The organism is Microbacterium sp. RD1, assembly GCF_052220165.1.
Lineage (GTDB): Bacteria > Actinomycetota > Actinomycetes > Actinomycetales > Microbacteriaceae > Microbacterium.
Window position 1 is genome coordinate 1,707,340 of sequence record NZ_JBQPOL010000001.1, and the last position, 13,055, is coordinate 1,720,394.

Sequence of the window (13,055 nt, forward strand, 5' to 3'; positions counted from 1 at the left end):
GTGAGGCGCTCACCCAGGGAGAGCGCGCCACGCCGGCGCAGGCAGACCGTCGCGCTGGTACCGCGCCGTGTACACCGAGCGGTGACGCGCGGCCAGCACGTCGTGCCACGCGTACGCTGCGGCAGCCACCTCCGCCAGCGGTGCGAGCAGCTCCGCATCCAGGACATCGGGGCCGGCCTGGGAGGTGTCGAACGGGATCAGGCGGACGCCGTCCTGCATGGCGAGCCCCACCTGCATCCACACGGCGTCGGGGCCGTCGTCCTGTGGCCAGATGCTCAGCTCTACGACAGGGAACCGCTGATACCGGATCACCGAGATGTGGTCGGGGAGGCGGTGCGAGCGGCTGTCGGCACGGGTGCCGAGCGTGGAGGGCGCTCCGCCGTTGACGCGGGCTGCGGGCCACCCGGGCTCCCGCTGGAGCGCCCAGACGGCCGACGATCGCGCGCGCACCCGGGGAGCGCGAGGTCGGTCGCATACGACCGGCGGTAGCCCCAATCTCGCTCGAAGCGCTCCAGAACGCGCTGGAAGTCGTCGCTGAGAGCGGGATAGCGGGCGTCGATCTCGAGCGCCAGGTGATCGGCGATGAGTGCGGAGGTCTCGCCACCGGGGTGTACGGCCAGCTCGCTCAGTCGTTGCGTGGCTCGATCCCGCAAAGCCTCGCGCACCGCCCACGCGGCGGGGTCGACGGCGCCTACGAGGAGCTCGTCGAAATCGCCGGTGGCGATGAGATCGTCGACCACCCGGGTCACCGTGGCATCGGCGCCCGGGCGGGTGGACCCGCGCTCCGCGGCGCGCCGGTGGGCGTTGGCGATCAGGACTCCGGGCGGTAGCTGCCTGTCATCGAGAATGCGCTCGGTGTAGTCAGCGATCGATCGCATGGGACTCCCTTCGTCGTGGTGTCAGCCGACCGACACCGTATCGCCGACCCGGATGCGGCCGGGCCCGTCGGCGGGGAGCAGGAGGACGCCGAAGGTGGGCGCGGCCTGATCGAAGTGCGCCGTGAGGGTGCGGAGCAGCCGCGCGTCCCGCTCACCCGTGTCGGGGTTGGCCAGAATGGCCGCGCATCGTCCGATCGGGTTCTGCACCTCGAACGCCACTTCGCCGATCCGGATGCGGCCGGTCCAGGCGAGCTCCTCCCACGGCGCCGTGCCGGAGACGACGATGTTGGAGCGGAAGCGGCGGTCGTCGACCGGCGCTTCGACGGCGCCATCCACCGCCGCGACCGACGCGGTGCCGTGGAGGGAGACGTATCCGCGGGGGCGGTCCTGAAACCGTGAGGTCACCCCGTCGCCGACGAGGCGGAGCGGGAGGATGCCGTCGCGGGCGATGCGGGCGGCGTCAGGGGAGCCGGCGAGGAATGCGGTGACGGCGTCTTCCAGCACTCGCCGTCCATCCGCGCTGAGATCCGCGTCGGCGAGCACACGCTCGCCGTCCCGGATGCGCACCCGCCTCGTCCCGGAGTCGTACTGCAGCCGTAACCGGGCCAGCGAGGGGAATTGCATCAGGGCGAGACCCTCGTCCTTCGGCCAATAATCCAGCCCGTCGCGCTGCTGCGGAGTGGCCGCCGTGGCGAATCGAAAGGCGAGCACGCGGTCGCCCTGCACCCGCCCGTCGGGTTCGATCAGCAGGTCGTCTCGTGGTTCGGGGGTGAACCCCTTCGCGGGGTAGCGGTAGAGCGCGGCAACGGACGGCACGCGTCCATCCTCTCAGCGCGTCCCCGCCGCTGCGGTCAGGTCAGCTGTGCGCGCCGCCGAGCTGGCGCAGGATGCTGTGCTTGTCGTCGCGGACGATCTCCTCGACCATCCGGCCCGCATCGTCGAAACGGAAGATATTGATCAGATCCCACTGCACCCGGCCGCCGGTCGGCTCGAGATGACCCACCGGCGAGTGAGTGAATGGACGCACGAATGTGCCCTCGGAATACGACCTCGAGGGCCTCCGACTCACCGAGCTTCGCAACGCGGTTCGGGAAGTGAAGCCGCCGGGCGCGTGACCGGGGCGTTCATCGTGGCGGCTCATCTACGATGTGACCTGAGACGCACGCTCCAGAGCCGGGGCGACGTGGTGCGGGGGAGATGTGACCGGTGCCGTCGAGGCGGGTGGAGAGGCGGCGGCAGTCGGTGCCGTCGGACCCAGCCTCGGCCAGCACCCATCGACACGAGGCGCAGGACTGAACCGCGCGATCCGGGCTCTTCTCCTTCTCACCATCGCTGTCAACGCGATCTATCTCGGCGCGCTCCTGCTGCCGGGGGACCCGGCGAGCACACTGGTCAACATCTGGCTGTCGATCATCGCTCAGTGGGTGCCGGTCGGGGTCTTCTGGCTCGTCGCCGTGCGGACGCGTTTCGCCCGCTGGGAGGTGATCCTCGCTGCCGCGGGGATCACCTGTAACGCCGCGGGCGACACGTTCTACGCGCTGGCGATGGATTCCTCCGGGAACCTGCCGTCGCCGTCGCTTGCCGATGTCGGATACCTCCTCTACTACCCGCTGACCATGGCTGCTCTTCTCGTGCTCGTCCGGCATCAGTCGCGCCACTCGATGAGGCCGGTGCTCTTCGACGGCGGCGTGGCATCCCTCGGGGCGGCAGCCGTCCTGGCTGTCATCCTCGCCCCCGTCTTCACCGACGCGACAGCCGATGCGTCGCCTCTCAACGGTGCCATCGCGGCCCTCTACCCGCTCTTCGACCTGCTCCTGATCACCGCTGTCGTGGGTGTCTCCGCCTCGCCGGCGTTGCGACTGGGCCCTCGGTGGCAGTTCCTCGTCTTGGGGTTCCTCCTGTTCACGGGTGCGGACATCGCCTATGCCCTCCTCAGTCACGCGGGGGCGTACACCTCCGGCACGCCGCTCGACGCAGCCTGGACGGCGGGCGTGGCTTTCTCTGCGATCTGGGTGGACGGGGTGACCGGCGGTGAACCCGAACCCCGCCCGGCCCCCGCGCTCACGCGGATCCTGCCGGTGCCGGCGCTCGCCGTTCTCGCGGGTCTCGCGGTACTGCTCATCGCGACGCAGACGCCGCTGCCGCCCGTGGCTCTGGTGCTCGCGGCCGCCACCGTCGCGCTCGCGGCGGTGTCGGTCCTGCTCCGGCAGGCGACCCTCACCCGCCTGCTCGATGCCCAGGAGCAGCTCGTCGGGCAGCTCAAGAGGCTCGACAAGTCCAAGAGCGACATGATCGACACGATGAGCCATGAGATGCGGACCCCGCTGACCTCCATCCTGGGCTACCTCGACCTGCTGCTGGACGACGACTCGAGCCTCCCCGCGGAGCGGAAAGACATGCTTCGAGTCGTCGAGCGCAATGCGCGTCGGCTCCAAGATCTGGCCGGCAACATGCTGGTCCTCGCGGGGCTCGAATCCGGCGGCGCGGCGCCCACGATGGCACCGATCGACATCGGACGGATGCTGCGGCGGGTGGCGGAGTCACTGGAACCCTTCGTGCACTCCCGGCGGGTGAGCCTTCGGATTGCCGCAGGTTCCGGCGAGATGCTCGTCGAGGGTGACGAGTCTCAGCTGGAACGCGCCGTCACGAACGTGGTCGAGAACGCCGTGAAGTTCACCCCGCCGGAAGGATTCGTCCGCGTGGGGGCGGCTCCGGCTGCGGGTTCGACCGGACGCCCGGCGGTGGTCATCGACATCACCGACACCGGCATGGGGATTCCGGCAGACGAGATCCCGCAATTGTTCGGGCGCTTCTTCCGTGCCACCAATGCCCAGGACCAGGCCGTACAGGGGACGGGCCTCGGGCTGGCCATCGTGCGCGAGATCGTGCAGGCGCACGGGGGCGAGATCTCGGTTTCCTCGGTTCTCGGCAAAGGAACGACCGTCCGCATCTCGCTTCCCGAACACTCCGAAAGCTCCTGACGCCGCGGGAAGCAGGTTCAGCGCAGGTCTCGCAGACGCGCCACGATGCCGGCATTCTCGCCTGCGCGGCGTTCGTAGCTGACGGCCACCACGAGGAGCACCGCTCCGACCACCGAGAGCGTGATCCACCACGGCATCGCTGCGATGCCGCGGCCGATCTGCACCAGGAAGGCCAGCACGTTCTCGACCGGCAGCACGATGATCCCGAGAAGGAACGGCGCGGCCAGTCGGCGGGTCGCTCCGACCACGATCGCGCCGAGGGCCAGCACGATCACGAGGATGGCGCGCCACGTGAGCGGGTCGGTGTACGTCGACGCGACCGAGGCGCCGAAGAGAACCAGCATCCCCGGTGCCAGGAGTGCCCAGGAACCGTGCCACCGCGCCGGCCACGAGTCGAGGGTGCGCGGATGCGGAGCGTCCGGGGGTCTCGCGCTGAGGGCCAGCGCGCCGGCGGAGAGCAGGCCGAATCCGAGCGGCAGCGAGAACCACTCCACGCGCAGGTCGCGGGGGCTCCACGCCACCACGGCGGTGACGAAGGCGATCGCGAAGAGGAACCACACCGGCGGAAGCCCGGTCGGGCGCCGGAGGGCGCGCACCGCGGTGATTCCCAGGAGGCACACATACGCGAGCATGAGCGCCCACATCGCCCAGATCGTGAACCAGTCGCGCTCGATCGCCGTCCACGTCCCCGCCGCGACCGATAGCAGAGCCGGGGCGAGCAGCCACCGGCTCGCGGCCGCGCGCGAGTTCTCCTGAGCTGAGGCACGGATGCTTCGCGCCGCGAGCGCCGACGGCAGCGCTCCCGCCGCACTCGTCGCCAGGCACACGAGCAGGAGCGACGTCACCGCCGGCGCCGGGTCGGCGGCGAGGCCCCAGCGCAGGCCCTGCACCGCGCCGGCGAGACCGGCGAGCATCGCCGCGGCGAGCGTGGGCGTGCGAAGCATCCGGAGGCGCCGCAGACGACCTGGCGCGCGTCTCATCCACCACGCGATGGCGAGCAGTCCCCACGCCGACAGGATCAGTCCGTACGCGCGCCAGGGCACCGCGCGGTCGGTGCCGGTGACGGCGAGAAGCACGAGGAGGGGAGCGATCGCCATGGAGAGCCCGGCGAGGTAGAGGGCCGGCGCGGGGGAGCCGCGGACCGTCAGCACCGCGGCGATCAGGGCCGCCCCGAGGGCCGGGGGCAGAAGGTACGGCTCGACGAGGACGACGCCGGCCAGGCCCCAGGCGCACCAGAGCGCCCCCGTGAGCGCGGCGCCGCACAGCCACCACCCGTACGTGCGCCCGGCGATCCGCGCGGTGAGGCCGAACCCGGCGGCGAGGATCACGAGCACCGTCAGGGTCGTCCCGAGCCCGGCGGCTTCGCGGACAAGGGCGAGGAGCACGACGATCGCGACGGTGAGGAGTGTCGACGCCTCGATCGCGAGAGTCGCCGTCGCCGCATCCCTTCCGCCGATACGGCGGTTCAGTGCCGTCTGGACAAGGCGGCGCGAGGGCAGAGCCAGTGCTCCGAGGGCGGCGATGATCGGCAGCACGACCGGTGAGCCGCTCGTGGCGAGCAGCTGCGCGCCGAGGCATACGACGACGACCGCGAGCGACGGGACGAGGATCCCCGCCGCGGCGGTGCGGATGCCGACGCTCAGCCCCGTGCGTCGCGTTCCCGTCAGTGCCAGAGCGAGGAGGAAGATGACGCCGGTGGACAGGGCGGTCCAGCCGCTGCGCTCGAACACGACCTGTACCACCCCGATGCCGAACGGCACCGACGTCACCGCGAGGATGGCGTACCACGCTCGCGGCGTCACTGACGGGGTGAAGGTCGCCGTGATCGCGCCCGCGCCGCCGAGCGCCGTGGTGAGGCAGACAAGCGCGATGCCGTCCATGCCCGCGACGCTCAGCGCGGTGGCGAAGACGAACAGGCCGTAGGCGTAGGCGGCGCCGACGTGGACGAATCTCACACGCGCAGGGAGTGTGCGAGTCAACAGCAGCAGCACCCCCACGATGGCGATGCCGGCGACGACGGTCGCCGCCGACGTGGCCCATGACAGCAGCGCGGATAGGGCGACGAGCGCGTGCGCACCCGCGATCAGCGGCAACCGCATCCGCAGGGGTGCGCGACGGAGCGTCGGCAGGGTGACGAAGGCGACTGCCGTCGCCGCGGCCAGCGCGATTGCGAGAGCGAGGCGGCCGAGAAGTGCCATCGCCGGGACGGTCGCGAGGGTCAGTGCGGCGAGCACGGCGAACCACTCGGCGAGGGCCAGGGCCCAGTGCCGCGCGATCCCCGCCGCCGATCCTCGGGTGTCGACCGCCGCGAGCGCGCCCAGCGCGAGAGCGACGGCGGTGAGGCCGATGGTGCAGGTGATCTCGAGCGCGGTGGGGATGAGCCAACGGCCCGTGAGCGTGACCCACACCGACAGCCCGCCCGAGAGCAGGGTCAGCCCGAGGAGAGGTGTCACCGCGATCGCGGCCGTTATCAGCGCGCCGCCACGGAGCAATGCCCGGTGCACGGCGGCCGGCAGCGGGAGAACCGCTGCGACCACGACGACACCGAGCGCGGCTGCCGCGGGGACGGCGGCCACCGGCCACTGACCGGGAACGTGCCCGGCGACGGCGAGGGGGATCAGCGTCGCGGTGGCCACACCGGCACCTCCGACGACGAAGCTCCAGAATGCGCCGCCGGGGTGCATCATGGACGCCACACCGAGAGCCGCGATGGCGAACAGCACGACGCACAGCGCCGCAGCGATCGCGTTCGGCCAGGCGAGGGGCAGCCACAGGGCATTCGTCAACGCCACGACGAGGAACACGGCCTGCGCCACGGACAGCGTGACCAGCTCCGCCGCCAGCCGGCTCGAGAAGCGCGCAGCGATACGGGGCACGGCGGCGATGATCGCGAAGGCGGCGCCTGCGCTGCACAGCGACCCGGCGACGACGCCGAGGGTGCCGCCGGCGAGACCGAGGAGGAAGGGGACGACGGCCAGGGCGAGCAGTGAGGTCCACAGCCACACGCGCATCCGCACGCGGATGCCGAGAGCCGCCATCGAGCCGCCGGTCACGAGTGTGGCGATCCCACCGACGACCCACGGGTCGGCCTCGCCGAGAACGCCCGTCAGGGTGATCGAGCCGAGCGCGAGGAAAACGAGTCCGAGCCCGCCGACAGCCTCGGCCGAGAACTGCAGCCGCCGCCGCGACAGGGCGATCGCGGCGAGCACGAAGACGATCGCGATCCCGAGGAGGATCGACGTCCGCGCCACGCGATCGGTCAAGTCGGGGCTGAAGAACGCGAACACGATCGCGGCGACGCCGAACAGGCCCGCTCCCGCGGTCGCCAGCACCGATTGCACCGTCGTGTTCGACCCCGCCGGCGGAGTCGGGCTCATCGGCGCCGATGCGGGTGCGGGTGCCGGAGATGTCGCGACCGGCGGGACCGCGGGGGCCGGCGCGGATGCGGCGGGCGCGGATGCGGCGTCGGGGCGCGGGACGGATTCCAGCAGACGCTGGCGCGCCTCCAGGGCTTCGGCGGCGGTGAGCGACGCGTTCCACAGCTGACTGCCGACCGTGCGGAAATCCGCACCGCAGGTGCGGCAGCGCGCGTCGTCCACCGTCGCGGATGCGCACACCGGGCAGAGGGTGGCGTCGCGGAGCGCGTCGATCGCAACGCGGCTCCACGACGGCATGGACGACGTCGCGCTGTGAGGCGCGCTCACGCCGGCTTCCCCGCATCCGGGACTCGCGGTGAGTCTGGCACCCACTCGAGGATGTCTCCCGGCTGGCACTGCAGCACGCGGCAGATCGCGTCCAGCGTCGTGAAGCGCACGGCCTTGGCGCGGCCGTTCTTGAGGACCGACACGTTCGCGGGGCTGATGTCGATGGCGGCGGCGAAGTCCTGCACCGACATCTTGCGCTTGGCCAGCATCACGTCGAGCGTGATGACGATCGGCATCACACCACCTCGGACAGGTCGTGCTCGAGCTGCGACGCTTTACGCAGCAGTCCCCGCAACACGACGATCAGCAGCGTGAGACCGAGCCCCACCACGACGCCGAGGAGGCACAGCAGGGTGATGGAGGGTGTGGAGAAGCCGGTGGTGAGGAAGGTCACGAGGGCGACGAGCACGAGAAGGGTTGCCACTCCCACCGCCGCCAGGCTGATGTCGACGGCGGGGTACGCGCTCTCGCTGAAGATACTGTCGGCGCGGACGAGCGACAGCAGCCGCCAGACGCAGAGCAGGACGACCTGCGTGCAGAGGAGGAAGGTGATGCCGACGAGGATCCCGGGCAGCTCCAGGTAGGCGATCTCGGCGTATCGCACGGCCGATTGCGCGGCGACCTGCGGGACGACGACGACCTGGCAGAACAGCAGCAGCGCCAGCAGCACCGCGATCAGGGACTTCAGGACGGTGGTCGTCACGTTTGACATGCGATACCTATCGTTTCTCGAGGTTCCTACATCGAGAAACAATAGGGGGCGCGAGGAGTTGGCGAGGGAGCGCACGGGAAACTCCCAGCCGGGTGTTCCTCAGTCCCGCGGTGGTGGGGCGCCGGCGAGAGCCTGCAGCCGCCGAACCGGCGAACCGCTCGCGGGGCGCCATCGTCGGGTGTGGTCGATCCAGCGGGGAGCTTTGACCCACGGCACTCCTCGGATCATCCGGATCTCCCACCCGCCGGTATCGATCGTGCGGTGATGGAACCAGCACAAGAGGACGCCGTTGTCGATGTGGGTGGGGCCGCCGGCAGCGGCAGGTGCCACGTGGTGGATCTCGCACCACGCGGCCGGGACGTGGCATCCGGCGATGACGCATTCGCCGTCTCGGATGCCGATTGCCCGGCGCTGGTGCGCGGTGAAGATGCGCTGCGGAGAGCCGAGGTCGATGACGCGACCGAGACCGTCGAGCACGACCCGTTGGATCTGACCCGCGCATCCGACGCGCCGCGCGGCGGCGGCGGGGGTGGCGTCGGTCTGGTCGGGGTGGCGAGCGGGGAGGAACGCGACCCCGTCCGGCTTGCTGAGCTCTTCGGCGGCGACGGTGACGATGAGGGTCGGCGGCGCCCCGCCCTGCACCGGCGCGGTCTCGACGCCGGCGGCGATCGTGAGGATGCTGGCGAGGGCGTCGTGGCGGCGCTGAGCCGGGGTACGGCGCTCGATCAGGTCGTCATCGCGGTCGGGATCGGCGCCGTCGGGCCGGAAGCGAGGTGCACGGGTGCGCGGGTTCTCGACCGCGTCCAGGAGGGTTTCGAGCTGAGAAGCGATCTCGGGGAGGAGTCCGCCACGCACAGGGATGACTCCGTCGCGCAGGCGTCCGAGGGTGAAGAAGCGGTGTCGGAGAGCTTGATGCTCGTCGCCGAGGGTGCCGTCGGGATCGAGGAACAGCGCCCAGGTTCGCGCCATGATCGTCACATCGTCCGCCGTCGCAGCCGCGGTATCCGCGGCGCCGGTCGCTGCCGCGACCAGTTCTGTCTCTGCCGCAGCGAGAGCGCCGGGTTCGGCGGCGCCGCGCGCGGCGATGGGAGCGAGAGCGGCGACGATGGCGGATGCCGCATCCACTCCCAACGCCCCGGAGGCCAGTGCACGAGAGACCTCGGGGAACGCGGCCGGAAGCTCCTCGCCGGTGAGTCCCTGACGCGGGCGCAGAGGTTGAGCGGTCCGAATCCGCAGGCTCGCGGTGGCGGCCGAGACGCGCGTGACACGTTCGAGCAGTTCGCTCGCGTTGCGGCATCCGAGTCGATGCGCCAGTCCGTCGGCGGCGACGGTCGAGCGGCTGCGGTCGGCGATCTCACCCGCGGCACGTACTCGCGCTGCATCGACGAGACGTCCGAGCTCTTCCAGCTCGCCGGTGTGGGCGAGGAGCGCGTCATCGCTGGCGAGCGCAAGGTCGAAGCCCTCGATCAGGCGGTGCAGACCGGCGCGGATGTCGTCCGCGAGAGGGGTGTGCCGGCTGTCTGCCATGCCCCCATTCTGACGAGGGCCACCGACATTCAGACCCCGATTCGGCCCAGATCAGCAGCAGATTCGGAGAAGTTTTTCCCGGCCCGTGCGGGTCTCGCGATCAGGGCCCTCGCTCTCGACGCGCTCGTCGTGCGGGTGGCGGATGAGCGGGCACGCCTCCGGGTTCATCCTTGCCCCGGTTTCCCGAGCGAGGTGCCGGGCGGCAGCGACGGGCAGACGGCGGACTCGGTGAGGGCCGCGATCTGCGCACGCACGGCGACTCCGTCATCCCGCTTCGCGACGGTGTAGACGATTCCCTGTTGCGAGTCGTCCGACGGTATGTAGCCGACGTTCACCTCACCGATGTCCGCGACGTCCGGCACGGGTCCCACTCCGGTCGAGACGAGATCGGCGGTCGGGTTCGCCATCAGCCAATTGGCCGCTTCGGCAACGGTGAGATCCGGGACGGTCCAGAACGCCTCCAGGCGTGCGGTCGGCCCGCACGGCCACCCTTGATACGAGGTGAAACTGCCCGTGGCCACGGACGAGCGGACCGCTCCTGGCGGGAGCGTCGCCGCATCCAGCCACGCCTGAGCCTGCTCCAGCGCGGCGGCCTCTTCGCTCCCCGAATCGGTCGCTGTCGAGCTCGAGGTCGGAGCGCCCTCGCCGGCGGCGGTCGTGCAGCCGACGAGGGGCGCCAGCAGGAGGAGCATCGTCCCGATTGCTAGGGCAGGGTGTCGCATAGCCACACCCTAGAGGCGGCGGGTCACCGTCTCACGCAGGCCCGACGGACGGTGCTGTTCATACGCAGACGGCTGGATGGCTCGACCGCGTTCCGCGCGATCGAGGCGAGCGATGCGGATCGATGTGCGGCCGGCGCCGCGGGCAAGCCCGACCGGCTCGCACGAGCCTCATCGCGCGGGCGTCGGTGCGTAGGCGGATCGCCCGAGAAAATCCGTGATCAGGCTCGCCACCTCATGCGGGCGTTCCTCCGGGGCGAAGTGGCCGCACTCGTCGATGATGTGCAGTTCGCTGCCGGGGATGGCTCGATTCAGCCGGTGCGCCCAATCCACGACCTGCCACGCGTCATCGGCTCCCCAGATCAGCTGGACGGGGGTGTCCACCAGCTCGTTCAGCCGGTCGCCGACCTCCAGAGTGTGTTTCGGGTCGTAGTGAGTGATCTGGTGCTGGAAGAGGCTCGGTTGGCCGATCGGGCCGCTGATGTAGCCGATGTACTCATCGAGCGCGGCCGGGTCGAAGCCCGCCGGGTCGCTGTGCGTGGAGAGCAGCCACTCCGTGAAGTGCGCGCGGTGCTCCTCGTCCGACCTCTTCGCGAGGATCTCGAGACCGACGGCCATCTGCTGCCTGGTGCGCGCGGAGGGATAGCTGTCGAAGCTGACCACGTCGATCATCGTGAGGCTGCGCAGCCGCTCGGTGTTGTCGACCGCATAGCGCTGGGCGACGCCGCCGCCGATGTCGTGTGCGACGAGGTGGAAGGTGTCCAGACGCCAGACATCCAGGAGTCCCTCGAGAATCGTCACGTTGCCGGTGATCGATGTGTCGGCGTTCGGGTCCCACGGACGTTCGGACAGTCCGTAGCCCAGCAGGTCGAACACGTGGGTCTGATAGCCGGCGCGCACCAGGTCGGGCACGACGTTCCGCCAGATGTAGGACGACGAGGGGGTGCCGTGGACCAGGACGACCGGCTCCCCGGCCCCCTGCACGCCGTGCGCGACGCGGTAGCCGCCGACGATCGCGTTGGCATCCAGGAGGGGATTTCGCTCAGACAGGCTCATGATGGTTCCTTCGGTGGAGGGGCGAGAGTGCTTCGACTCGATGAGATCAGCGCTGGCTCGCAGCGGGGGCGGTGTCGGGCGCCGGGTCGCCCGCCGTCTCGTCGGTCGTGCGCATCGCGGGTGAGCCGGGGAGGGGTCGTCCCGCGCTCTCGGTGATGCGCCACAGCGCGACGATGCCGACGACGGCGGCGAACATCATCCAGTACGCCGGCATGAGGTTGTTCCCCGTCGCCGCGATGAGCGCCGTGACGATGAGCGGAGTGGTCCCCCCGAACAGCGAGACCGACAGGTTGTACGAGATGCCGAGGGCGCCGTTGCGGACGGTCGTCGGGAACAGGGCCGGGAGCGTGGAGGGGATCACGCCGGTGAAGCACGTGAAGATCAGGCTGAGGAGAACCACTCCGAGCACGGTGAGGATCCCCCCGGCCTGCATCATCAGGAAGGCGGGAACGGACAGGGTGATGAACGCCACGCATCCGGCCGTCAGGATGGGCTTCCGGCCGATGTGGTCCGACAGGAGTCCGACCCAGGGGTTGGCCAGCAGCATTCCGACCATGATCACGAGGGTGAGCAGGAGGCCGGTGGACTCGTCGAGACCCACCTCGACGTTGAGGTACACGGGGAGATAGGTCAGCACGAGGTAGTAACCGACGTTGAAGACGATCACCAGACCGGCGCACTTGAGCAGCTGCCTCCACTGCTTGCCGACCGTCTGCTGAATCTGGATGGCGGCTGTCGTGCCCGACAGGGTTTCCTCGCGCTTCTCCGCTTCCACGAACGCCGGGGTCTCTTCCAGACGCTTGCGAAGGTAGAAGCCGATGAGGGAGAGCGGGCCGGCGATGAGGAACGGGATGCGCCAGCCCCACTCCTCGGTGGCCTCCGGACCGAGGAACAGCAGGAGAGAGGTCACCACGCCGGCGCCGAGGGTGAATCCGCCGAGGGTCCCCACCTCGAGCCAGGCGCCGTAGAAGCCGCGACGGTTGTCGGGCGCGTATTCGGCGATGAAGGTCGTCGCGCCGCCGTACTCGCCGCCGGTGGAGAAGCCTTGCACCAGCCGGCAGAGGAGCAGCAGGATGACGGCCCAGGCGCCGATCGTCTCCGGGGACGGAATCAGCCCGATCGCGAGGGTGGCCGCCCCCATCATCAGGATCGTCAGTGACAGCACGCGCTGACGACCCACCCGGTCGGCGAGGGGCCCGAGGATGATGCCGCCGAGCGGCCGGACGAGGTAGGCCACGGCGAACAGGGCGAAAGAACTGATGAGCTGCACCGGCTCCGGCTGGCCCGCGAAGAACACGTGGCCGAGAACACCGGCGATGTAGAGGTAGACCGCGGCGTCGTACCACTCCACGGTGTTTCCGAGGGCGGCTGCGGTGATCGCGCGGCGTACCTGCCGGCGATCGAGCGCCAGGTGAGGGGAGCGCGGGGTCGCGCCGCGAGGAGCGGAAGAGGAGGAAGCGGACATGGGTGACTCCTTC

The 13,055-nt window shown here is 70.3% G+C and carries 12 protein-coding genes; 1 reads left to right on the forward strand and 11 read right to left on the reverse strand.

Going from position 1 to position 13,055, the window contains the following annotated elements; genetic code table 11:
- Window positions 1-9 precede the first annotated feature (9 nt).
- The 4 genes from ACTU3I_RS08305 to ACTU3I_RS08320 are packed head-to-tail and all read right to left on the reverse strand — an operon-like array spanning window position 10 to window position 1,905.
- Window positions 10-312 (reverse strand): hypothetical protein, encoded by a 303-nt coding sequence (locus ACTU3I_RS08305; RefSeq protein WP_442925189.1) that lies wholly within the window; start codon window positions 310-312, stop codon window positions 10-12.
- Complete coding sequence (locus tag ACTU3I_RS08310) at window positions 309-878, reverse strand: hypothetical protein (RefSeq protein ID WP_442925190.1); 570 nt, start codon at window positions 876-878, stop codon at window positions 309-311. Before ACTU3I_RS08310 ends, ACTU3I_RS08305 begins: the two co-directional genes overlap by 4 nt.
- 21 nt (window positions 879-899) lie before the next feature.
- Window positions 900-1,694: an MOSC domain-containing protein gene (locus ACTU3I_RS08315; RefSeq protein ID WP_442925191.1), complete on the reverse strand. Its 795-nt coding sequence runs from the start codon at window positions 1,692-1,694 to the stop codon at window positions 900-902.
- A gap of 40 nt (window positions 1,695-1,734) precedes the next feature.
- Window positions 1,735-1,905: a hypothetical protein gene (locus ACTU3I_RS08320; protein WP_442925192.1), complete on the reverse strand. Its 171-nt coding sequence runs from the start codon at window positions 1,903-1,905 to the stop codon at window positions 1,735-1,737.
- 172 nt (window positions 1,906-2,077) lie between these two features.
- On the opposite strand from ACTU3I_RS08320, the gene ACTU3I_RS08325 reads away from it, so the two are divergent.
- Window positions 2,078-3,859, forward strand: coding sequence for a sensor histidine kinase (locus tag ACTU3I_RS08325; RefSeq protein ID WP_442925193.1), 1,782 nt, complete (start codon window positions 2,078-2,080; stop codon window positions 3,857-3,859).
- A 17-nt stretch (window positions 3,860-3,876) separates the two neighbouring features.
- Here ACTU3I_RS08325 and ACTU3I_RS08330 read toward each other — a convergent pair whose 3' ends face one another.
- The 7 genes from ACTU3I_RS08330 to ACTU3I_RS08360 form a co-directional block, all read right to left on the reverse strand.
- Window positions 3,877-7,563, reverse strand: a complete 3,687-nt coding sequence (locus tag ACTU3I_RS08330; protein ID WP_442925194.1) for an SCO7613 C-terminal domain-containing membrane protein — start codon at window positions 7,561-7,563, stop codon at window positions 3,877-3,879.
- On the reverse strand, window positions 7,560-7,799 hold the full coding sequence (locus ACTU3I_RS08335; protein ID WP_442925195.1) for a helix-turn-helix domain-containing protein: 240 nt from the start codon (window positions 7,797-7,799) through the stop codon (window positions 7,560-7,562). The genes ACTU3I_RS08330 and ACTU3I_RS08335 overlap by 4 nt, the downstream gene beginning before the upstream one ends.
- On the reverse strand, window positions 7,799-8,266 hold the full coding sequence (locus tag ACTU3I_RS08340; RefSeq protein WP_442925196.1) for a DUF2975 domain-containing protein: 468 nt from the start codon (window positions 8,264-8,266) through the stop codon (window positions 7,799-7,801). Before ACTU3I_RS08340 ends, ACTU3I_RS08335 begins: the two co-directional genes overlap by 1 nt.
- Before the next feature lie 108 nt (window positions 8,267-8,374).
- The gene (locus ACTU3I_RS08345) at window positions 8,375-9,802 is read right to left on the reverse strand and encodes a DUF222 domain-containing protein (RefSeq protein ID WP_442925197.1); all 1,428 of its coding nucleotides are present in this window, start codon (window positions 9,800-9,802) and stop codon (window positions 8,375-8,377) included.
- A 164-nt stretch (window positions 9,803-9,966) separates the two neighbouring features.
- On the reverse strand, window positions 9,967-10,524 hold the full coding sequence (locus tag ACTU3I_RS08350) for a hypothetical protein (RefSeq protein WP_442925198.1): 558 nt from the start codon (window positions 10,522-10,524) through the stop codon (window positions 9,967-9,969).
- Window positions 10,525-10,692: 168 nt separating this feature from the next.
- Entirely contained in the window at window positions 10,693-11,577 is an 885-nt protein-coding gene (locus ACTU3I_RS08355) for an alpha/beta fold hydrolase (RefSeq protein WP_442925199.1), read from the reverse strand.
- 46 nt (window positions 11,578-11,623) lie between these two features.
- Window positions 11,624-13,042: an MFS transporter gene (locus tag ACTU3I_RS08360; RefSeq protein WP_442925200.1), complete on the reverse strand. Its 1,419-nt coding sequence runs from the start codon at window positions 13,040-13,042 to the stop codon at window positions 11,624-11,626.
- Between the last annotated feature and the right edge of the window lie 13 nt (window positions 13,043-13,055).